Origin of the sequence: Frankia sp. AvcI1 (assembly GCF_001420875.1) — a bacterium.
Classification (GTDB): Bacteria; Actinomycetota; Actinomycetes; order Frankiales; family Frankiaceae; genus Frankia; species Frankia alni.
Genome location: NZ_LJFZ01000034.1, coordinates 1 through 19,248, shown reverse-complemented (window position 1 = coordinate 19,248; position 19,248 = coordinate 1). Strand labels below are relative to the sequence as shown.

Sequence of the window (19,248 nt, the reverse complement as noted above, 5' to 3'; positions counted from 1 at the left end):
GGCGTCCCACCGGACGAACCGACCGATCTCGGCCCCAGGATGGCGGCCTATCCCCAGGAGCCGGCGACCTGCTTCGTGACGGCGTTCAGCCGGTTGAAGACGTTCGTCGTCGCGATCTTGAGGATCAGTGCGGCCAGGCCTCGGTCGTCGTAGTGCCCGACCGCCTCGGCCCAGACGTCGTCGGGGACGGGGTCGGTGCGGTCGCTGAGCCGGGTGGCGGCCTCGGCGAGGGCCAACGCGGCCCGCTCGGCGTCGTCGTAGTAGCTCGTCTCCCGCCAGGCCGCCACGGCGCCGAGCCGCTGCGCGGTCTCCCCGCCCTTCAGTGCATCGCGGAAGCCGGCGTCCACGCAGGCACTGCAGCCGTTGATCTGGCTGACCCGCAGATGCACCAGCGCGAGGGTCGCCGCCGGCACGCCGCCCGTCTCGCTGGCCGCGTTCAGGGCCGCGATCGCCGGCCACGCCTCGGGGATGACCGCCGCCGGGTTCCTCATCCGTGCTGCCACCGTTTCAGGTCCTCTCGTCCGGGCCCATGCCGGGCCCAAGCCGCGGCGGCGCCGTCGGCCGCCCGTCACCTCGTCTGACCCGCGGTGCGGCGCACATGTGACGGCGGTGGGCTTCCGGGGTCCGGGCCGCAGAGAAGGTCGGGCCTTGCCGGTCGCCGCAGCGACTGCGACTCTTGCTGCCCACGGTCGACTTCCGGCGGGCTGGCACCCCCGCCACTCGCGCCGACCTCGGCGGCCTACCCGTACAGAGAGATCCCGCTCCGGCCGGGGACGCCCATCGTGGCGCCCGTCGGGTTCCGCGGAACCGCCCCCACGCTGCCCGCCCCCGCCCCCGCCCCCGCCCCCAACCCCGACCGCGGCCCCGGTCTGGCTCCCGGCGAACAGAGGTTCCGCGGAACCGGGCCACCGTCTGCTGTCCGGGCGGCCGGGATCGGCTCCTCTATCCGCGGGCGCGGGGGGTGACGCGGCGGGTGGGGGGAGCGGTGGTGGGGTCGTCGGGCCAGGGGTGGCGCGGGTAGCGTCCGCGCAGCTCGGCGCGGACCCGCGGGTAGCCGGTGCGCCAGAACGACGCGAGGTCGCTGGTCACGGCGACGGGACGACCCGCCGGGGAGAGCAGGTGCAGGACGACGGGGACGCGGCCGTCCGCGACGGGCGGGACCCGCTCCCAGCCGAACACCTCGGCGACCTTGACCGCGAGGACGGGGCCGTCGGGGTCGCTGTAGTCGAGGCGCACCCGCGACCCGCTCGGCACCACCAGCCGCTCCGGTGCCAGCGCGTCGAGCCGCGCGGCCTGCGGCCAGGGCAGCAGGCGGCGCAGTGCCTGGCCGGCGTCGATGCGCTCCAGGTCCGCCCGGCGGCGGACACCGGCGAGATCCGGACCGAGCCAGTCGGGCGCCGCCGCCAGCAGCGCGGTGTCGGCGACGTCCGGCCAGGGTGCGCCGAGGAACCGGTGGCAGAACGCGAGCCGCTGCCGCAGCCCCGCCGCGTCGCGGGTCCAGCGCAGCGTCGCCAGCCCCTCGCGACGCAGCCCGTCGAGCACCGCCGCCTCGAGCAGGGCCGGATCGGGCCGGGCCAGCGGGCGTTCGGTCAGGACGATCGCCCCGAGGCGCTCCACCCGGCGGGCGACGACGTCGCCGCCGGACCAGGCGACCTCCTCGTCGGTGCGCCGCAGCGCCGCGCCCGCCTCGCGCGCGGTCGCCTCGTCGAGGGCGACGGCGAGGCGCACCCGCGCCGACGCCCGCCCGACCCCGCGGTCCGCGACCGCGACGGCCAGCCACTGCGCGCCGGTGAGCGCCGAGCCGGCGGCCAGCTCCGCGGCCGTTCCCCCGGCCATCAGGTACGTCGTCCCACCGGGGACGCGGGCCCGCGCGAGCCGTTCGGGGAAGGCGAGCCCGACCACGAGCCCCGCCGCGAGATCGTCGGTGACGCCGTCACCGGGCCGCGCCGCGGGGGCGTCGGCGGGGACGGCGGCTGCGGCTGCGGCTGCGGTGGCTGCTGCGACGGCGGAGCGCAACCGCCGCGACTCCTCGCGCCAGCGGGCGGAGGCGGCCCGGTCGGCGTTCGCCCGCAGGCGGCGCCACGCGGCGAGGAGGTCGTCGGACCCCGAACCCGGTCCGGAGCCGCCCGCCGGGCCGTCCCCCGACAGGACGGCGACGATGTCGGCCGCGCGCCCGGCGCCGACGACGCCCGCGCCGGCGAGCAGGGCGCCGGCAAGCCGGGGGTGGACGCCGACGGCAGCGATCGATCGCCCCCGCGGCGTCACCCGGCCGGCGTCGTCGAGCGCGCCGAGCGCGCGCAGGGACGCCCTGGCGGCATCCATCGCGCCCGCCGGCGGGTCGCTGAGCAGGCCGAGTCCGTCGCCGCCGGGATGACCCCAGAGCGCGAGGTCCAGGGCGAAGCCGGTCAGATCGGCGACGGCGACCTCCGGTTCGGCCTGGGCGGGCAGCCGGTCGTGCTCGGCGGCGGACCAGCAGCGGTAGACCCGGCCCGGCGCCTCGCGCCCGGCCCGGCCCGCGCGCTGCCCGGCGGACGACCGGGACACCCGTACCGTCACCAGCGAGCCCAGCCCACGGGCGTGATCCATGCGTGGGGAGCGGGCCAGCCCGGCGTCGACGACCACCCGGACCCCGGGCACCGTGAGGCTGCTCTCCGCCACCGCGGTCGCCAGCACGACCCGTCGCCGCGGCCCGGGGCGCAGGGCCGCGTCCTGGGTCCCGCCGGACTGCCGGCCGTGCAGGGCGAGCACGTCGACGCTGTCGCGGTGGCCCGCGAGCCGCCCGGCGACCGCGGCGATCTCGCCGGCGCCGGGCAGGAAGACGAGCACGTCCCCGGACGTCTCCCGCAGGGCGCGCCCGACCGTCGCGGCGACGTGGTCGAGCAGCCGCGGGTCGACGCGCAGGCCGTGCGCGGGCGTGAGCGGTCCCGGCGGCGGAGACCAGACCACCTCGACGTCGAAGCGCGCGGTGGCGGCGCCGACGACGGGGGCGGGCGGCCCGGGCGCGCCCAGCACGCCGGCCAGCCGCGGGGTGTCGGCGGTCGCCGAGGTCGCGAGCAGCAGCAGGTCGGGCCGCAGCGTCGCGCGCACGTCGAGCATGAACGCGAGTGCCAGGTCGGCGTCGAGGTGGCGTTCGTGGCACTCGTCGAGGATCACCGCGCCGGTGCCGGGCAGGTCCGGGTCGCGTTGCAGACGCCGGACGAGGACCCCCGTCGTGACCACCTCGACCCGGGTGGCCGGCCCGACCCGACGCTCCCCGCGGATCGTGTAACCGACGGCATCGCCGACCTCACCGCCGACGAGCCACGCCATCCGCCGCGCCGCCGCCCGCACCGCGATCCGCCGCGGCTGGGCGACCACGACCCGGCCCGTGACCTCGCCGGCGAGCGCGAGCGGGACCAGCGTCGTCTTGCCCGTCCCAGGCGGTGCGACCAGCACCGCGACCCCACCCGGATCGCGACGGCCGCCGCCCGGATCGGGATGGCGGCCTGGCTCGTGGTCACCGTCCGGGTCGGGACGGCCGCCGCCGGTCAGGTCGGGACGGCTACCGCTGACCGGGTCGGGACGGCCGCCGCCGGTCAGCGCGGCGACGAGCGCGGGCAGGACCTCCCGCACGGGTAGATCCGCGCCGGTGACCGCGCGGTCGGGCAGCATGCGCCCAGTCTCCTCGGGCGCGGCGGGCCGGGGGCGCGGGGCGGCCCGGAAATGCGGGGGGCGGCCCGGGAGATGCGGGGGGCGGCCCGGGATGCGCGGGGCGGCCGGGAGATGCGCGGGACGGACGGGAGATGCGGGGCGTGCCGGGGGAGGGTGCGGCGGGGACCAGTGGAGCGTGGCGGCGGCGTTCGCGGCGCCACTTTCTGGCAGTCATCTGCCAGAAAATCATGGACGGCGCGGCGGGCGGCCGCTAGTGTCCCGATCATCGGACACCGGCCGTGCCCCCGAGGGAGGCCGGTTCTCGCCGAGGAGGGGAAACCGGACGTGGCCCGCGCGCTTTTCCTGGTTCTGAGCAATCCCGCTGATGGGCGGGACGACGAGTACAACAAGTGGTACGACGAAGTGCACATCCGCGACGTCTGCGAGGTCCCCGGCGTCGTCTCCGCCCAGCGCTACCAGGTGCGGCCGGACGTCCCGCCCGCCGACGTCCTGCCCGCAGACGGCGAGGCCGGTGACGGCCGCCTGCCACAACGGCACCTGGCAGTCTACGAGCTCGACGACGATCCGGCGAAGGTGTTCGGGGAGTTCATCACCCGGGTGGGTGACGGGCGCCTGCCGTTGAGCGACACCCTGGACATGTCCAGCGTCGTCATGTCGGTCTGGGAACCGGGCGCCCGCTGGCCGGCCTGAACTCCTTCCCGCGCTCAGTTCAGGGTCCGGCCGGGGTGGGTCCCGCCGCGGCGGATCTGGNGGGGGCGGGCTTGGCGGAGGTGAGGCGGAGCAGGGCGGCGGCGTGCGGCGCGAGGGTCAGGGGCAGCGGGCCGCCGGCAAGGGTGGTGATCGTGCCCGTCCACAGGTCGGTGGCGCGGTAGCCGGCGGCGGTTGCCGGCAGGGCCAGCTCGGCCCGGGTGAGAGTCGCCGCGCGGGGGGAGTCGCTCCGGTTGACGGCCAGCACGGCCGTGTCGCCGTCGGCCAGCGGCCGGGTCCACAGCGCGAGACCGTCGCGGCGGGGCACCGGCACCGGCGCGGCGCCGAGCGGGTCCTGGTCGATGGCGAGCACGGCGGCGTTCGTGAGGATCGCGGCCGTCGTCGCGGTCATCCTGGTCAGATCGTTGCCTGCGAGCAGCGGGGAGGCGAGCATCGACCAGACGCTCAGCTCGCCGCGGGCCTCGGTGTCGTCGAGGGCGGCCGCCGGGGTTGCGGTGGCGAGGCCGGCCAGTTCGCGCACCCCGGGGTTGGCCGTGGTCGGGGTCAGGCCGATCGTCAGCATGTCCAGGTCGTTCCAGTGGCCTGGGCCGCCGGCGGCCGCCCAGGCGCGGGCGGCGTCGAGGTTGTCCACCGTGCAGACGCCCGGGTAGCCGTCCATCGGTTCGGTGGACGCCCAGCAGGGAGCCTGATCATTGGTGACCCGCCACAGGTGGGCGACCCGCGGCGCCCAGGTCCACGCCCGCGCGGCCGCGGGATCGCCGCCCGCCGACGGGTTGATGCTGAACACGACGGGCCGGCCGGTGGCGTCGAGCGCGGCGCGCATCCGACCGAACCCGGCGATCAGCCACCTGCGGGCGTCGGTACCGGCCGGGCGCAGGTCCGGGTAGCCGCAGGCGTCGTACTTGAGGTAGTCGACCCCCCACGCGGCGAAGGTGGCGGCGTCGGCGGCCTCGTGGCCGAGGCTGCCGGGCAGTCCCTGGCAGGTGGTGCGGCCGGGGGAGGCGTAGAGGCCGAACCGCAGGCCCCGGGCGTGCACGTAGGCGGCGAGGGCGGCGATGCCGGCGGGAAACCGCTCCGGATCGGCCACGAGGCGCCCGTCGCCGCCGCGGGTCGGCGCCATCCACCCGTCGTCGACGATCACGTAGCGGTAGCCGGCGGCACGCATCCCCGAGCGCACCAGGGCGTCGGCGGCGGCTCGGACGTCGCCGTCGCGCACGGTCCCGCCGAAGGCGTTCCACGAGTTCCAGCCCATCGGCGGGGTGCGGGCGAGCCCCGCCGAGACCTGTCGGTTCGCCGTCGAGTCGGCGACGAGCGGGACGCCGCCGCCATCGCCGCGCAGGCACGTCAGCAGCAGGACGACCAGCGCACCGAGCGCCACGGCGACGCGCGCCCTGCCACGTCCCCGCGCCAGGTCGCCCTCGGCGTGGGGCTCGTTCGCGGCGTGGGGCTTGCCCTCGGCGTGGGGCTCGTTCGCGGCGTGGGGCGCGTCTGCGGCGTGGGGCGCGTTCGCGCTGTGGGGCTCGTCCGCGGTGTGCGACCGTGGACCGGCGAGGGTCACGGCCTCATCCTGCCGCCGACCGCGGCCGGTGCGTGCGCGAGGCGCGTCACCGGGGTGGCGGGGTCGCCGCCGCGCCGTCAGTCCACGGCCCAGGCAGACGCGGCTGACGTCGTGGCCGAGAAGGCGGGCGACGGCGGCGTTCATGGGTGGTGCGCCCCCACACGCGGGCGCACCACCTGCCTGTCGGGCTTCGCAGGCTTCCCGGCTGATCGGGCTACCAGCGGGTCAGGCTGCGAGCGGGTCAGGCTGGGAGCGGCTCAGGCTAGGAGCGGCTCAGGCTACGAGCGGGTCAGGCTGCGAGGTCCACGACGAGAGTCTGGCCGGTCGTCGGTCGATACAGGGTGAAGTTCGTGCTCCGGAAGGTCCTCTTGCCGGCGATGTCGCATCGCACCTCGGCACTCGCGGTGCTGGGGAGCTGCGGATTACCGAAGACCACCGAGAACCGTCCGCCCGTGCCCACGGTCGTGCCGTGGGACTCCCCGCCGCCGGTGATTTTCAGTGATTCGGCGGAGCCGAGCTTGCACCTGACGGTTCCGGTGACCGTCAGCGGATTGTTGGTCGTACCGGCGCCGGCCGGCGCCAGTGGAACGAGGGCCAGTGTTGCTCCGGTCCCCGCGATCAGGACGAGCGCCCTGATTCTTGACAGCCTTCGTGACAGCCCTCGCATGGCACACCTCCGACGCCATCGAATACCTGCCGGCGTGGTGGTCGTTGTACCCGACAGCCGAATACCTCACACGCTCCGCGGAATCCGGGGCCCGATTTCAGCGGGTTACCATGAGTTTGNGGACGCCGTAGTTGGTGCCGGTGAAATCCATCGGGACCTCGTTCGGCGGGGTGGCGAGGCGCAGGTGGGGGAAGCGCCGGAAAAGCGCGGGCAGCACGGTCCTCAGTTCCGCGCGGGCGACGTTCTGGCCGAGGCAGGCGTGGACGCCGTAGCCGAAGCCCAGGTGACGGACCATGGTTCGGTCGAGGTCGAGTGCGTCGGGGTCGGCGAACACGCGGGGGTCGCGGTTGGCGGCGTTCATGGCGACCACGACCAGCTCGCCCCTGCCGATGTGGGCGCCGCCGAGTTCCACGTCCTGCGCGGCGACCCGGCCGAGGCCGAACTGGACGATGGTCAGGTAGCGCATGAGCTCCTCGACCGCGGTCCCGATCCGTTCCGGATGTTCGGTCAGGTCCCGGCGCTGCTCCGGGTGGGTGAGCAGGGTGAGCGTGGACAGGCCCATCATGGCGGCCGTGGTGTCGTGCCCGGCGAACAGCAGCAGGACGCCGAGGCCGACGAGCTGCCGCTCGCTCAGGATCGACCCCTCGTCGTCCGCCTTGCCGATCAGTTCGNCGAGGATGCCCTCGGTGTCGCCGGTGCGGCGCTTGTCCGCGACCAGCGCGGTGATGTAGTCGACCAGCCAGTGGGCCCCACGGTCGCGCTCGGCGCGGCTGACGCCCGTGTCCATCATCACCTCGGTGGCGTGGTGGAAGCCGTCACGGTCGGCGTAGGGGACGCCGAGCAGTTCGCAGATCACCAGGCACGGGATGGGCAGCGACAGGGCCTGGACGAAGTCGAAGGTCTCGGGCCCGGCGGCGATGGCGTCGAGATGCTCGGCGACGATCCGGTCCAGGTAGGGCTGGAGCCTGGTCTGTACCGCCTTCGNGGTGAAGCGGGCGGTGAGCAGCCGGCGGTAGACGCCGTGGTCGGGCTCGTCCATCATCACGAAGCCCGCGTCGAACGGCGCGTCGTCCCCGGCCTCGGCCTGCTCGCCCTCGGGGGTGTCGTGGCGGCGGCGCTTCGCGCTGAAGCGGGGATCGCTGAAGACCTGGCTGCCCTCCTCGAAGCGGGTGACCAGCCAGCCGGTGGAGCCGTTGGGGAAGCGCGCCCTGACCACGGGCTGGTTCTCGCGCAGCTCGGTGTACGCCGCGGGCGGATCGAGGGGATGGGCCAGGTCGCGGGAGATGGGCTGGTCGATGAGGTGCCGCGTCGTCATCTCGTCTGCTCCTTCGCGGTGTGGGCTCCGTCGCCGGTGTGGCCTCGGTCGGCCGTGTGGGCTCCGTCGGCTGAGTGGCCCTTGCCGGCGGTGTGGGCCTCGACTGCGGCGGTGACGCCGGCGTGGGTGGCGGTGGCCTTGCACCAGCCGGTGTAGACCGCCAGGTGCAGGACGGCCTCGCGGAGCTGGTCGGGCGTGAGCTCGTCGTTGACCAGCCCGCCGGTGGCGATGATCTGGACCAGTTCGGGGCGGCCGACGGTCGCCGCGACGCCGAGGGTGAGCAGCCGGCGGTCCCGCACGGACAGGCCGGGTCGGCCCCAGACCTGGGCGAACAAGTAGTTCACCGTCTCGTCGGTGAAGGGGTCGTGCCCGCCCTGCACGCCGGCGCTGAAGCCGGGGCCGTAGACCTGATCCATCATCTCCAGGCCGTACCGGTGCGGGCCGTCGTCGAGGTCGGCGGTGACGTCCCAGTCGCGCGAGCCGCGCGGGTCATTCGAGTCACCCAGGACGTGCGGGACNTGTGGATCATCCCGGTTGAGCGGGCTATGGGAACTAGGCGGGTTACCGTGCGGATTGTGTGGGCTGTCCGGGTGCTGTGGGTGCTGTGGGTGCTGTGGGTTGTGCTGNCTGTGCGGGTCGGGCAGGTCGAGAGTCTGGTCGGCGTGGGTCCGGGCCGCCTCGACCAGGGGCACGTCGACGTCCAGGGCGGTCGCGAGGTCGCGGGCCGCGTCGAGGTCCTTGGTCATCAGCGGTTGGATCTTTCGACCGGCTGCCTGCGGCAGCCGGTCGTCGCCGCCGCGCAGCCGCAACAGGGTGAGCAGGGTGTGACCCTCGGGGTCGGCGGTGTCGATGACCTCGGCGAGCCGGGCGGGGTTCACACCCGCGGCGCGTGCGAGGGCGCTAGCCTCGAACACGGCACGCCAGCTGCCATAGGTGACGACATTGCGGGCGATCTTCGTGACCATCCCGGCGCCGAGCGGGCCGCAGTGCACGACGCGCCTCGCCCAGTCGTCCAACACGGGCCGCGCGGCCTCCACGGTGGCCTCGTCCCCGCCGACGATGGCGACCATGCCGTGGTCCGCCGCCCGGTCGCCCGGGGTCACCCCGCAGTCCAGAAAGCCCACGTCGTGCTCGGCGCACAGGGCCGCGAGCTCGTGGACGACCGCCAGCTCCACGGTCGACAGCAGGACGATCGTCAGGCCCGGGTGGGCGCCCGCCAGCAGCCCGTTCTCCCCGCCGATGACGTCGCGCGCCTGGTCGGCGGTGACGACGGCGACCATCACGACGTCGCTGCTGCGCGCCACCTCCGCGGGCGAGCCCAGCGGGTCGCCGACACCGGGCAGGGCCGCCGACGCATCTGGCCGGACGTCGTGGACCGCGGGAACCCGGCCGCGCCGGGCCATGCTGACGGCGACCCCGCCGCCGATCATCCCCAGCCCCACCACACCGGCCCGCAGTGTCATCGTCTCCGCCATCACGCGTCCCTTCCACTGAGCGCCACTGCGTCACCGAGTGCCCGCTCGTCCTTGATCGCCGAGCCGCTGCCGGGGGCCGAGTCCGCGACCGGGACCTGACGTGCGCTCGGGACCTGACGTCCGCTCGGTGCCTGACCTGTGCCCGGGGCCTGACCTGTGCCCGGGGCCTGACCTGTGCCCGGGGCCTGACCTGTGCCCGGGGCCTGACCTGTGCTCGGGGTCTTATCTGCGCTGGGGGCCGGCACGGTGTCGGTCGCGCGCGGCCATGGGGCCTGCTCGGCGACCAGCGGGCGGTACCCGCGCGTGGCCCGCGGCATGTTGACGCCGGCGACGGCGCGGACTGTGCCGTCGCGGCCGTACAGCGCCGTCAGCCGGCGTTCGGCGAGGCTGCCCTCGACAACCCGTACCTGGTCGCAGCCCCGGATCCGGCCATAGATCTGGATCTTCAGGTCGTACTGGTCGGACCAGACGTACGGAAGCGGATCGAAGGGAGTCGCGTGCGCCGGCCCGGCGAGGATGTTGCGGGCGACGGCCAGGCCCTGCTCGGTGGCGTTCGCGCGGTGCTCGATGCGGATGCGCTCACCGGTGCGCGGGTGCGGCCACGAGACGACGTCGCCCGCCGCCCACACGCCCNAACCGGCGTGGAGGGTGGCGTCGCACTCCACCCCGTCCCCGACGGCGACGCCGCTTGCCGCGAGCCAGCCGGTGTTGGGACGGGCGCCGATGCCGACCAGCACGGCGTCGGCCTCGACGGTCCGGCCGTCGGCCAGCCGCACCCCGCTGGCCCGGCCACCCTGGGTCAGGACGGCGTCGACCCGGACGCCGGAGATGATCCGTACCCCGTGCTCGGCGTGGACCTCGGCGAGCATGGCGCCCAGGTCGGGGCCGAGCGCGTCGGCCAGCGGCACCGGAGCGTCGGTCACCATGGTGACCTCGGCGCCCAGTTTCCGGGCGACGGCGGCCGCCTCGGCGCCGACGAATCCGGCGCCCACGATCACCAGCCGGCGGCCGGGCCGCAGCTCCCGACGCAGGTCGAGTGCGTCCTCGAGCGTGCGCAGGACGTGTACGCCGGCGACGCCGTCGGTGCCCGGCAGCCGACGGGCGGCGGCCCCGGTGGCCAGGACGAGCGCGTCGTAGCCGACCCGGTCGCCGTCGGCCAGGGCGACCTCGCGCGCCTCGGTGTCCAGGGTGACGGCCGCGGCGCCCAGCCGCAGGTCGAGCCCGAGCGCGTCCAGTGCCCCGGCGTTGCGCAGCCGCAGTCGGTCGGCGTCCCACGCGCCGGACAGCAGCTGCTTGGACAGCGGGGGCCGGTCGTAGGGCAGGTGGGGCTCGTCGCCGATGAGCGTCAGCCGCCCGGGGTAGCCGCCGCGTCGCAGGGCCTCCGCGACGCTCAGACCGGCGGCCGAGGCGCCGACGATGGTGACCCGCGACGGGGCCACCGCGCTCACCTCCGCACCTCGATCCCCGGCGCGTCGATCCCCGGCGCCTCGATGTCGAGCGCCTCGATGTCGAGCACCTCGATGTCGAGCACCTCGATGGTGGCCGCCGGGCAGACCGCGGCGGCCCTACGCACATTGTCGTGTTGGTCGGCCGGCGGGTTGGCATCGAGCAGGATCACGATGCCGTCGTCGTCGCGCTGATCGAAGACGTCGGGGGCGGCGAGCACGCACTNGCCCGCGCCNCAGCACCTGTCGACATCGACAGAAATCTTCATGGAAACCTCCGGGCAAGCCCCTTTCCGGGGGCTCTGCCGACCGGGGGACTGGCAGATTTCGTGGTCTCGGTNACCTGTCGACCCCGGTCACCTAACAAAGTTAAGTCAGACTGTACTCGCAACCTTCGAGGGTAGGCAAAACCGACCGTCTTTAAGCGGGCATATACCCACTTGTCCAATTAATCGGCGATTCTTTCTCGGTGGGTTTGGGTGGACGGTGAGGATCCCGATCTCTGGTCCGGATGTCCGCGCCGCGTGCATGGTCTCCATCGCGCTTCAAAATCCGTGCACTTGAGCGGGAACTGGTACTCCGCTGGAGTTGCAGGCTTTATTTTCCGACGCAGACGCGTCTGAAGTGGCATTGGCTGAAGTGAATACGCGCGACGCGATCTCTCTGCCCGGATTGCGGAGGCTATTGATCGCTGTTCGGCGTGTCACGTGCGCGAGGATCTTCGCCTCTGATATTGATTAAGGCGCNGCGCCGNCGGTCGAGTCATCAGGAAAGCCCGTGCGGTATCGACCGTTCATACTACTTNGGAATCAACCAGGTCTACTGGATCGATGACCCGATCGAGTCGGTGCCGGAAACGGCTGAGGAGTGGATCCGGTCGCGCGGTAGGGAGNTTCTCGAAAGAAGAGGACGACCTTGCTCTGGGTGAAACCGGACCCAGGATTGNGGTGATATGGCCGTCGCGAACCGGCGATCAGACTGATCGCTCCCAGTGAGAATCTTTTCCTTGAAAGGTGGAGGTGGTCATGCATTTTAGGTCCCTCAGCAAGAGGGCTGTCAGAACTACCGTCATGCTGTCGATGGTCGGTGGCTTGTTCGGCACCGCGGCGCTCGGCCAGGCGGCCACCGCTCAGNCCGCCCCGATCGCCAGCAATGTCGAGCAGGACGTCCACGGGGCACCCGGCCTGAGCGGCGGTTCCCCGCACAAACTGAACATCCTGGACGACAAGGACTGTGAGGACCTGTTCAAGAAGTGCCAGGGCCGGCCGGGTCCGCCAGGTCCGCCAGGTCCGCCGGGAACCCAGGGTCCGCCAGGTCCGCCGGGCACCCCGGGAACCCAGGGTCCGCCAGGCCCGCCAGGCACTCAGGGCCCGCCAGGCACCCAGGGTCCGCCAGGCATCCAGGGTCCGCCAGGCACTCAGGGCCCGCCAGGGCCAAGCGTCGGGTCGAGCAGCTTCGTCGTCTCCGCCACCGCCGAAAGGGTCGCGGCTGTGTCGTGTCCGGCGGNCACCTTCGCTCTCGGCGGCGGCGGGTCGTCGTCGAACGGAAGCGCTCTCACTGCCTCGGTGCCCACCGGTGGCTNGTCGACCACCCCGGCGACCGGCTGGGCGGTCCGTCACAGCGCCAATCAGCCCATCACCGTCTTCGCGATCTGTGCGCCGTAGGCGTACGGGTTCACGACCTCCGTGCCGAGATCGCCGAGCCTAGGTCGGCGCTGAGTGGCGGTACCCCAGCCCTGATCCCGTGGGGGTACCGTCCGCCTGGCTACCGGTCACCGCCCCGTAGGCCGGTGGGAGGCTCCCCCGGGGGCGTGCGCAAGGCTGTCTCCCCCCTGACGATCCGTGTTGCCTGCCAGAATGGCCCTGATGTGGCGGGAGGCGGCGGTTTCCGGGGGAGCGGACCGGAAGGGCGGCGAGGTGCCCGGCGTGCTCGCGACGAGGGAGTCGAGCAGGCCGTCGGCGAGCTGCAGCGTCAGGTTCTCCGTCGACTCGTCGTGGAAGAGGCTGTGGTGGAGCGTCACCATGCCGTGCAGCCCCGCCCACAGGGTCTGGGCTGCCTGCTCCACCGGCAGGGACAGCGCGTATCCGCTCTGCCGACAGCGCCGGAAGCCGGCGCGGAGACTGGCCGAGACGCCGTGGGCCGGGTGCTCGCTGATCCTCGCGATCTCCACCGTCGGCTGCGGCACCTCGAACATCAGCCGGTAGTGCCCGGGGTTGGTCAGCGCGAACCGGCAGTAGGCGTGCGTCTGNGCCCGCAGCGGCTCGCGGGGATCGGTGTCGTCGGTGGCCTCGTCCGCCCGCGCCATGCTTGCGACCAGATCGTCGTACTTGTCGGACAACGCCGCCCAGACCAGTGCCGCCTTGTCCGGGAAATGCAGGTAAATGCTCGGCGCCGCGACCCCGACCTCTCGGGCGACCGCGCGCATCGTCAGTTTCTCGGCGCTGCCCCACTCCACCAGCAGATGGTTCACCGCGGCCAGGATCTCCCGACGAAGCTGCTCGCCCTGCCCGCGCATGCTGCGCGCCCTGCCCGAGCCGCCCGGCCTGCCGCGCGGAAACTGCGCGGTCGCCACCGGTCACCACCTCCGCCCAGAGCCTACGTCGCAGGCCGATGGACAACTCAGGGATGGACAACCCGTGGATGGACAGTCCCAGGCCGCTACCGGTGATGTGCCGGCGCCCTTTGCGATGGTCGGCTCGTCCGGCCGGACGGCTACGAGGTGATGGCGGCAGCGCGGCAGGCGTAGTCGTCCCGGGTGAGGTGGGCGAGCATGAAGTCGGCGACGTCGGCGTAGGAGATCCTGGATGTGATCGTCAGGCGCAGGTCGGTGCCGGTGCGGTAGCGCCCGGTGCGCGGGCCGCCGGTGAGCAGGGCCGGCCGGACGATGGTCCAGGTGGTGGCGCTCGCCCTGATGAGATCCTCCATGCCCTCCTTGTCGCGCATCAGGGATCTGATCGCCACCCGGGCGATGGCGACGTAGAGGTTGCGGTGGCGGCTGTCGGCCACGCCGTAGCCGCTGACGGCGATCAGACGCTCCACGCCGTGGTCCTGCATCGCCGGCAGGATGGTGCGCATCCCGTCCGTGCAGACCGTGCTGCCCCATCTGCGCTGGCCCAGCGCGCTGAGCACGGCGTCGCTGCCGGCGATGACCTGCTTCACGACGGCCGCGTCGCGGACGTCACCGGCCACCGGCCGCAGACGTTCGTGGGTGGCGAGACCGCGGGGGTCGCGGGCGAGTGCGGTGACCGTGTGGCCCTGCNCCAACGCCTGTTCGAGCAGGTGACGCCCGGTGTGCCCGGTGCCGCCGAAGACCGCCAGATGCATGCTGACCCTCCGCTAATCAACGCTGTTGACGACATTGCCGAAAAACTTTGAGTCTCCAAGTATTGGGCANATACTTGGAGACGTCAAGCTTCGGATATGCCAGGTTCGGATGTGCCAGGTTCGGACGCTCCAGGTAATGTCGGCGGGTGGGCGACGGCGACGGCCTTGCGGACGACTCGCTGATCCACGCCGTCGTCAAGCAGGTCGTCACCCTCGCGGTCGCGACCAACGACCTGGCCGCGGACCTGGTGAAGGAGCTCGATCTCACCGAGGCGCTCGCCGGCGCGCTGTGGCGGCTGGACCCCGACGGCCCGCCGCCCTCGATGCGCGCGCTGGCGGCAACGCTGAACTGTGACCCGTCCACCGTGACGTTCCTGACGGACCGGCTCGAACAGCGCGGCCTGATCCGACGGCGACCGGCACCGACGGATCGCCGACAGAAGATCATCAGTCTGACCCGCAGAGGCGTCGAAGTGCGCGCGCAGCTCGTGCAGGCCTTCACGGCGGGCTCCCCGCTCGCCCGTCTCTCCCCGGACGATCAGCAACACCTCTACGCGCTGCTCGCCAAGGCGGGGGCAGACCCGAGCCAGTTCACGTGCCGGGCGGCCGCCTCGTCCGTCCCCCGCGAGCCCTGATCAAGCTGCGTCGCCTGAGTCGTCGACCAGGCCCGCGGAATCGACGGTGTGATCATGCGACGCCTCACGGCCGGCTGCCGCGTGGACAGCACGGCCAACGCCGCAGCCAGCCCGACCCGGTCCTCGACCCCGGCCAGCCCGCCGGGATGTAGGGACGCCGTCGGGNACATCGGACCTCGACGTCTCGCCGACCCGCCGGCGGCGGAACCGGCGACGGCGAGCGTTGATGAGGATGCGCCGGGCGTAGGCGTCGGGGGCGTTACTGCTCCGCACACGGTCCCAGGCGCGAACTCCCGGGCGAGCGCGGTCTGGGCCACGCCCTCGGCGTCGGCTGCATTCCCGGTGAGCAGGTNCGCCAGGCGTAGCAGCGCCGGAAGCCGGCTGGCGAAGTACGCCCGGAACTCGACGTCTCGCTCCTCATCCATCGGAATCCATCGGACCTCGTTCCGTCTCCTTCCCTCAGAGGCCCGCCGGACCGGATTGGTGTGACGGTTCGAGTGTCGCGGCGCGGCTCAGGCGCGATCCCGCCAAGGATGATCACGGATATGAGCGGCGACGCGCCATACATGGGCCTGCCAGAATGATCCGGGTGGAGATCTCGGATTCTGCGTCGCTTCCGTTGGTCGAGTTCNATCCCTCTCCCGCGGGCATGGTCCGGCCGTTCGCGGGCCGGGGTCGGGAGAAGGCGGGTGTCCGGCTGCCGGAACTCGCGGTGCTGTGTTTCTTCGGGGAGGTCGTCGATGCCCTGGTGGAGACCCATCAGGCCCGGGTGCTGACCGAGCTCGTCGGTGAGCACGGCCGGCATCCCGTGTACGAGGTGCTCCTCGACGGGACGCCGATCGCCGTGTTCCAGCCGGGCATCGGCGCACCGCTGTGCGCGGGTTTCATGGAGGAGGCCATCGTCCTCGGCGCCCGGACCTTCGTTGCCTGCGGCGGGGCGGGATCGCTGGTCGACTCCCTCGTGCTCGGACAGGTCATCGTCCCCGACCGGGCCGTCCGCGACGAGGGAACCTCGTTCCACTACCAGCCGCCCAGCCGCGAGGTGAGCGCCGATCCCGCCGGGGTGGCGGCGGCCGAGGCGGTGCTGGCCCGTCACGGGGTGCCCTTCGTTCGCGGCAAGACCTGGACGACCGACGCGATCTACCGCGAGACGCCGGCCAAGGTCGAGGCCAGGCGCATGGAGGGCTGCCTCACGGTGGAGATGGAGGCCGCCGCCTTCTTCGCGGTCGCCCGGTTCCGCGGGGTGCGGTTCGCGCAGCTCCTCTACGCCGGCGATTCGTTGGCGGGCCCGGTCTGGGCGTCGCGGGACTGGCAGCAGGCGCTGCCCACCCGCGCGCGCCTGTTCCACCTCGCCGCCGAGACCTGCGTGGAACTCGGCCGCGCCGCGGNAGTCTCGTGAGCGCGGGCGAATGACGCGGGCGAACCCGGTCGTGGTCGTCAGTGGTCGTTAGTGGTCGTGGTCGTTAGTGGTCGTGGTCGTTCGTGCTCGTGGACGTGATCGTGGAGGAGTCGACGGTGGAGCAGGTGTGCAGCGAGTGNGACTTCGACGCGTCCGCCGTCGGGGTCGGGCAGGTCGCCGCCGATCTCGGCCCGGTCGCCGGACGGATCGCCGAGCATCTGCGGGCCCTGCCCGCGGACGTCGTGCGCCACCGCCCGGGACCGACTGTCTGGTCGCCGATCGAGTACCTCGGNCACCTGCGCGAATCGATGGCCTTCCACCGTTGGCTGATCGAACGGGCCACCGCCGAGCAGACCCCGGTGATCCCGGCCGTCGACCCCGACGCGTCAGTGGCCGCGGCGGACTACCTCCGCGGCGACCTGGACGATCTCCTCGGCCAGTTCGAACGCCGGGTCGCCCGCCTGCGCGAGACGATGGCGCGGCTCGACGCGGACCTGGCACGCCGCACGATCGACCTGGACGGCCGGATCGTCGAGGTCGCCCTGGTGGCCCGCAGCGCCCTGCACGAGTGCCACCACCACGACGGCGACATCGTCCGTGCCGGCCTGGTCTGACGCGTCTGCCCCGGGTTGACGGATCGGCCCGGTCGACGCGCCCGGCGGATCAGCCGGCGCCCCCCGGCCCGGGGTCGGCCAGGGCTGCGAAGTCGAAGCTGCTGATGTTCCGCTCGCGGACGGTCCAGCGGTGCCGGCCGGCCGCCGTGGCGACCGTGGTCACCTCACCGCGCACGATCGCGCCCCGGATCTCGTCGTAGCTGGCCCCCTCCTCGGCGACACAGCACACCGCATCGCCGACGCCGACCTCGGCGGCGGCCCCGGACGGATCGACGAACGCAACCGTGATCTCCTCCCCGTGCCGCTCGGCGCCGGCCAGGGCTCCGACGGGCCAACCGTCCGCGTTCACGTAGGCGACGACCATCTCCGCGGAACCGTCGAGGAACGCCGAGAGCTGCTCGGCGTCCATCGCGATCCGCCGGCGGCGCTCAGCCGACATCGTCTGCTCCCTGCGCTGCATTNATGAACAGGGCGGTGAGGGGGCTCACCCGGATGATGATCCGCCTGCCGTCGAGCAGCCTCTCCCGGACCCTGCTGACAACGTGGGGCGGGGTCGTGACGTGCGGGGTCGTGACCTGCGGGGCCGTGACGTGCGGGCTCGTGACGTGGGGCGGCGTGGTCTGCGGCGGCGTGGACGGGCTCGGCGTCGGATCCGTGCCGTCGCCGTCGTGCATCCAGTGCTCGATGCTTCCCTCGCCGGGCTGCACGCGTCCCCAGACACTGAGCACACGCCGATCGGCCGCCCGGTCACGGGGCACCACGACCACACAGACCCGGCCGTCCCGGCGCAGGTGGGTAACCTTCGNGCTCCTACGGTAGGTGTTGAACTCCAGCGTGCCGTCGCACCACCGGACGGTCATCGGGTAACCGATCGGCCCGCCGTCCGCGCCGGTCACGATCAGAAAGCCACGCGTGTGCGCGGCGAGGAACCGCCGCTGCTCGTCCGTCAGACCGGCGCCGGGGGATTGGCCGTCCCGCCCACGCCCGTCAGGTAAGCCGGCGCCCGGACCAGCGGCGGCATCCTCCGTCGGAACCNTCATGTCCGCATCTCCCTTCGGTTGGGCACTGGGTGACACTGCCGATGGCCTGCCTGCCACGGAACCCGGCCTGCACCGTCAATGCACGCAATCGAGACTCCCACTTCCTATGGTCGGCCATTTTCCCGGCGTGGCGGGCTTGACCTTCACGCACGCGGAAGCCCCTACCGTCGGCGACATGAGCGCCTCCACCCCCGCCACCTCGTCCGCCACCGAGCCGCCGCAGGTCACCCCACCCGCCCCGTCGTCGCCCATCTCGTCGGCACCTGCCTCGTCGTCGCCTGCCTCGTCGTCGCCTACCTCGTCGTCGCCCGTCGAGTCGCTGTCCGCACCGGCTGCCGGTCGGCTGGTACGTCTCGCCGCGTATCCGGTCGGGCTGCCGGCACCGGAGGACTTCCGCGTGGAACTGGCCGCAGTGCCGGCCCCGCGGCCAGGGCAGGTCGTCGTCCGCACCACCCTGTTTGCTCTCGACGCCGCCGCCCGCCTGTTCCTCGGCGACGTCGGCCTGCCGCTGCCCCGGCTCACCCTCGGCGACGTCGTGCCGGGGGCCGCCCTCGGTGAGGTCGTCGCCAGCACCGACCCCGGCTTCGCCGTGGGCGACGAGGTCTGTCACCAGCTCGGATGGCGCGAGTTCGCCGTCGCCGACGCGGCGGCGCTACGGCGGGTCGACCCTGCCGTCCTCCCCACCCCGACCGCGTATCTGGCCCCGCTGCTGACCGCCTGGGCCGGTCTGGTCGCCGCGGCCGAGCTGCGATCCGGCGACACCGTGTTCGTGTCCGGCGCGGCCGGAGCGGTCGGCGGCCTCGCCGGTCAGATCGCACGGCTGCGCGGTGCCGGCCGGGTGATCGGCAGCGCGGGGTCACCGGCCAAGGTCGCGCACGTGACTGGGACTCTCGGCTTCGACGNGGCCTTCGACCACCGGGACGGCCCCGTGCTCGATCGGCTGCGCGAATGCGCCCCGGAGGGCATCGACGTCTACTTCGACAACACCGGCGGCGCACAGCTCGCCGCCGCGGTCCGCCTGCTGCGCCCGCACGGCCGGGTGGTGCTGTGCGGGCTGCTCGATCGCCAGACCGGCCCGCGGCCCGGCCGGGCCGCGGGCGAGGAGACGACCCCGGACCTGGGCTACGCCATCGCCAACCGGCTCACCCTGCGGGGTCTGCGCACCGCCGACTTCGCGGACCGCCGCGCCGAGGCCGAACAGGAGATCGGCCACTGGCTGGCGACGGGCCGGCTGCAACTCGACGAGACCATCGTGGACGGGATCGAGAACGCGCCACGCGCTTTCACCGACCTGCTGCGTGGGGCGTTCACCGGCCGGGTCGTCATCCGGGTTGACGGACCAGGCATGTAGGACCTGTCGGCGTGTCCGTGCGCGGTCGCGTGGCATGGTGAGCGAACCGGCGGGTGGACCGTGAGG

12 protein-coding genes and 12 pseudogenes are annotated in these 19,248 nt (G+C 73.2%); 7 read left to right on the top strand and 17 right to left on the bottom strand.

Annotation, left to right across the window (positions count from 1 at the left end; genetic code table 11):
- Window positions 1-47: 47 nt before the first annotated feature.
- Both UK94_RS26640 and hrpB read right to left on the bottom strand, forming a co-directional pair.
- Window positions 48-491: a carboxymuconolactone decarboxylase family protein gene (locus UK94_RS26640; RefSeq protein WP_011605148.1), complete on the bottom strand. Its 444-nt coding sequence runs from the start codon at window positions 489-491 to the stop codon at window positions 48-50.
- Window positions 492-942: 451 nt separating this feature from the next.
- On the bottom strand, window positions 943-3,651 hold the full coding sequence (hrpB, locus tag UK94_RS26635; RefSeq protein WP_011605146.1) for an ATP-dependent helicase HrpB: 2,709 nt from the start codon (window positions 3,649-3,651) through the stop codon (window positions 943-945).
- Window positions 3,652-3,975: 324 nt separating this feature from the next.
- Here hrpB and UK94_RS26630 point away from each other — a divergent pair, with 324 nt between their 5' ends.
- Complete coding sequence (locus tag UK94_RS26630) at window positions 3,976-4,341, top strand: hypothetical protein (protein ID WP_011605145.1); 366 nt, start codon at window positions 3,976-3,978, stop codon at window positions 4,339-4,341.
- Between the two features lie 61 nt (window positions 4,342-4,402).
- On the opposite strand, the gene UK94_RS26625 is transcribed toward UK94_RS26630, so the two are convergent.
- From UK94_RS26625 to UK94_RS75160, 13 genes and pseudogenes are all read right to left on the bottom strand, one after another.
- A partial coding sequence (locus UK94_RS26625; RefSeq protein WP_235490023.1) for a glycoside hydrolase family 27 protein occupies window positions 4,403-5,917 on the bottom strand: 1,515 nt, incomplete at its 3' end.
- A 289-nt stretch (window positions 5,918-6,206) separates the two neighbouring features.
- Window positions 6,207-6,584 carry a hypothetical protein gene (locus UK94_RS26620; protein ID WP_011605143.1) on the bottom strand — a complete coding sequence of 126 codons (378 nt, stop codon included), beginning with the start codon at window positions 6,582-6,584 and terminating at the stop codon, window positions 6,207-6,209.
- 120 nt (window positions 6,585-6,704) lie between these two features.
- Window positions 6,705-7,146 (bottom strand): cytochrome P450 (locus tag UK94_RS66520; protein ID WP_268761665.1); only part of this gene is annotated, 442 nt, incomplete at its 3' end.
- A 423-nt stretch (window positions 7,147-7,569) separates the two neighbouring features.
- Window positions 7,570-7,899 (bottom strand): annotated as a pseudogene (locus tag UK94_RS66515) (cytochrome P450); the annotation flags it as partial.
- Complete coding sequence (locus UK94_RS66510; protein WP_235490069.1) at window positions 7,896-8,315, bottom strand: carboxymuconolactone decarboxylase family protein; 420 nt, start codon at window positions 8,313-8,315, stop codon at window positions 7,896-7,898. The gene UK94_RS66510 and the pseudogene UK94_RS66515, both read right to left, overlap by 4 nt.
- 211 nt (window positions 8,316-8,526) lie before the next feature.
- Window positions 8,527-9,362, bottom strand: an 836-nt coding sequence (locus UK94_RS66505) for an NAD(P)-dependent oxidoreductase (protein WP_268761664.1), incomplete at its 3' end; no start/stop codon positions are given.
- Window positions 9,363-9,373: 11 nt separating this feature from the next.
- A pseudogene (locus UK94_RS66500) lies at window positions 9,374-10,007 on the bottom strand (oxidoreductase C-terminal domain-containing protein); the annotation flags it as partial.
- Between the two features lies 1 nt (window position 10,008).
- A partial coding sequence (locus UK94_RS66495) for an NAD(P)/FAD-dependent oxidoreductase (RefSeq protein WP_235490065.1) occupies window positions 10,009-10,813 on the bottom strand: 805 nt, incomplete at its 3' end.
- 5 nt (window positions 10,814-10,818) lie between these two features.
- Window positions 10,819-11,045: pseudogene (locus tag UK94_RS66490) on the bottom strand (ferredoxin); the annotation flags it as partial.
- 1,545 nt (window positions 11,046-12,590) lie between these two features.
- A pseudogene (locus UK94_RS66485) lies at window positions 12,591-13,067 on the bottom strand (TetR-like C-terminal domain-containing protein); the annotation flags it as partial.
- A 1-nt stretch (window position 13,068) separates the two neighbouring features.
- A partial coding sequence (locus UK94_RS66480) for a TetR family transcriptional regulator (RefSeq protein ID WP_235490062.1) occupies window positions 13,069-13,244 on the bottom strand: 176 nt, incomplete at its 3' end.
- 287 nt (window positions 13,245-13,531) lie between these two features.
- A pseudogene (locus tag UK94_RS26585) lies at window positions 13,532-14,078 on the bottom strand (NAD(P)H-binding protein); the annotation flags it as partial.
- A gap of 1 nt (window position 14,079) precedes the next feature.
- Window positions 14,080-14,143: pseudogene (locus UK94_RS75160) on the bottom strand (nucleoside-diphosphate sugar epimerase); the annotation flags it as partial.
- 146 nt (window positions 14,144-14,289) lie between these two features.
- Here UK94_RS75160 and UK94_RS26580 point away from each other — a divergent pair.
- The 4 genes and pseudogenes from UK94_RS26580 to UK94_RS66470 all read left to right on the top strand — a co-directional run.
- The gene (locus tag UK94_RS26580) at window positions 14,290-14,778 is read left to right on the top strand and encodes a MarR family transcriptional regulator (RefSeq protein WP_011605133.1); all 489 of its coding nucleotides are present in this window, start codon (window positions 14,290-14,292) and stop codon (window positions 14,776-14,778) included.
- Window positions 14,779-15,427: 649 nt separating this feature from the next.
- Window positions 15,428-16,166: pseudogene (locus UK94_RS26570) on the top strand (nucleoside phosphorylase); the annotation flags it as partial.
- A gap of 217 nt (window positions 16,167-16,383) precedes the next feature.
- Window positions 16,384-16,469, top strand: a pseudogene (locus tag UK94_RS75155) (DinB family protein); the annotation flags it as partial.
- Between the two features lies 1 nt (window position 16,470).
- A pseudogene (locus UK94_RS66470) lies at window positions 16,471-16,791 on the top strand (DUF664 domain-containing protein); the annotation flags it as partial.
- A 462-nt stretch (window positions 16,792-17,253) separates the two neighbouring features.
- On the opposite strand, the pseudogene UK94_RS66465 reads toward UK94_RS66470, so the two are convergent.
- Window positions 17,254-17,596, bottom strand: a pseudogene (locus tag UK94_RS66465) (pyridoxamine 5-phosphate oxidase); the annotation flags it as partial.
- A gap of 1 nt (window position 17,597) precedes the next feature.
- A pseudogene (locus UK94_RS75150) lies at window positions 17,598-17,741 on the bottom strand (pyridoxamine 5-phosphate oxidase); the annotation flags it as partial.
- Between the two features lie 88 nt (window positions 17,742-17,829).
- Between UK94_RS75150 and UK94_RS66455 the strand changes: the two are divergent.
- Window positions 17,830-18,733 (top strand): annotated as a pseudogene (locus UK94_RS66455) (hypothetical protein); the annotation flags it as partial.
- Window position 18,734: 1 nt separating this feature from the next.
- Window positions 18,735-19,182, top strand: a 448-nt coding sequence (locus tag UK94_RS66450; RefSeq protein ID WP_235490019.1) for a zinc-binding dehydrogenase, incomplete at its 5' end; no start/stop codon positions are given.
- Window positions 19,183-19,248: the final 66 nt, after the last annotated feature.

Excerpts from the sequence above, each read along its gene's own strand:
- UK94_RS26640 (WP_011605148.1), bottom strand. The coding sequence starts at position 491 with ATGAGGAACCCGGCGGCGGTCATCCCCGAGGCGTGGCCGGCGATCGCG.
- hrpB (WP_011605146.1), bottom strand. The coding sequence starts at position 3,651 with ATGCTGCCCGACCGCGCGGTCACCGGCGCGGATCTACCCGTGCGGGAG.
- UK94_RS26620 (WP_011605143.1), bottom strand. The coding sequence starts at position 6,584 with ATGCGAGGGCTGTCACGAAGGCTGTCAAGAATCAGGGCGCTCGTCCTG.
- UK94_RS66510 (WP_235490069.1), bottom strand. The coding sequence starts at position 8,315 with ATGGATCAGGTCTACGGCCCCGGCTTCAGCGCCGGCGTGCAGGGCGGG.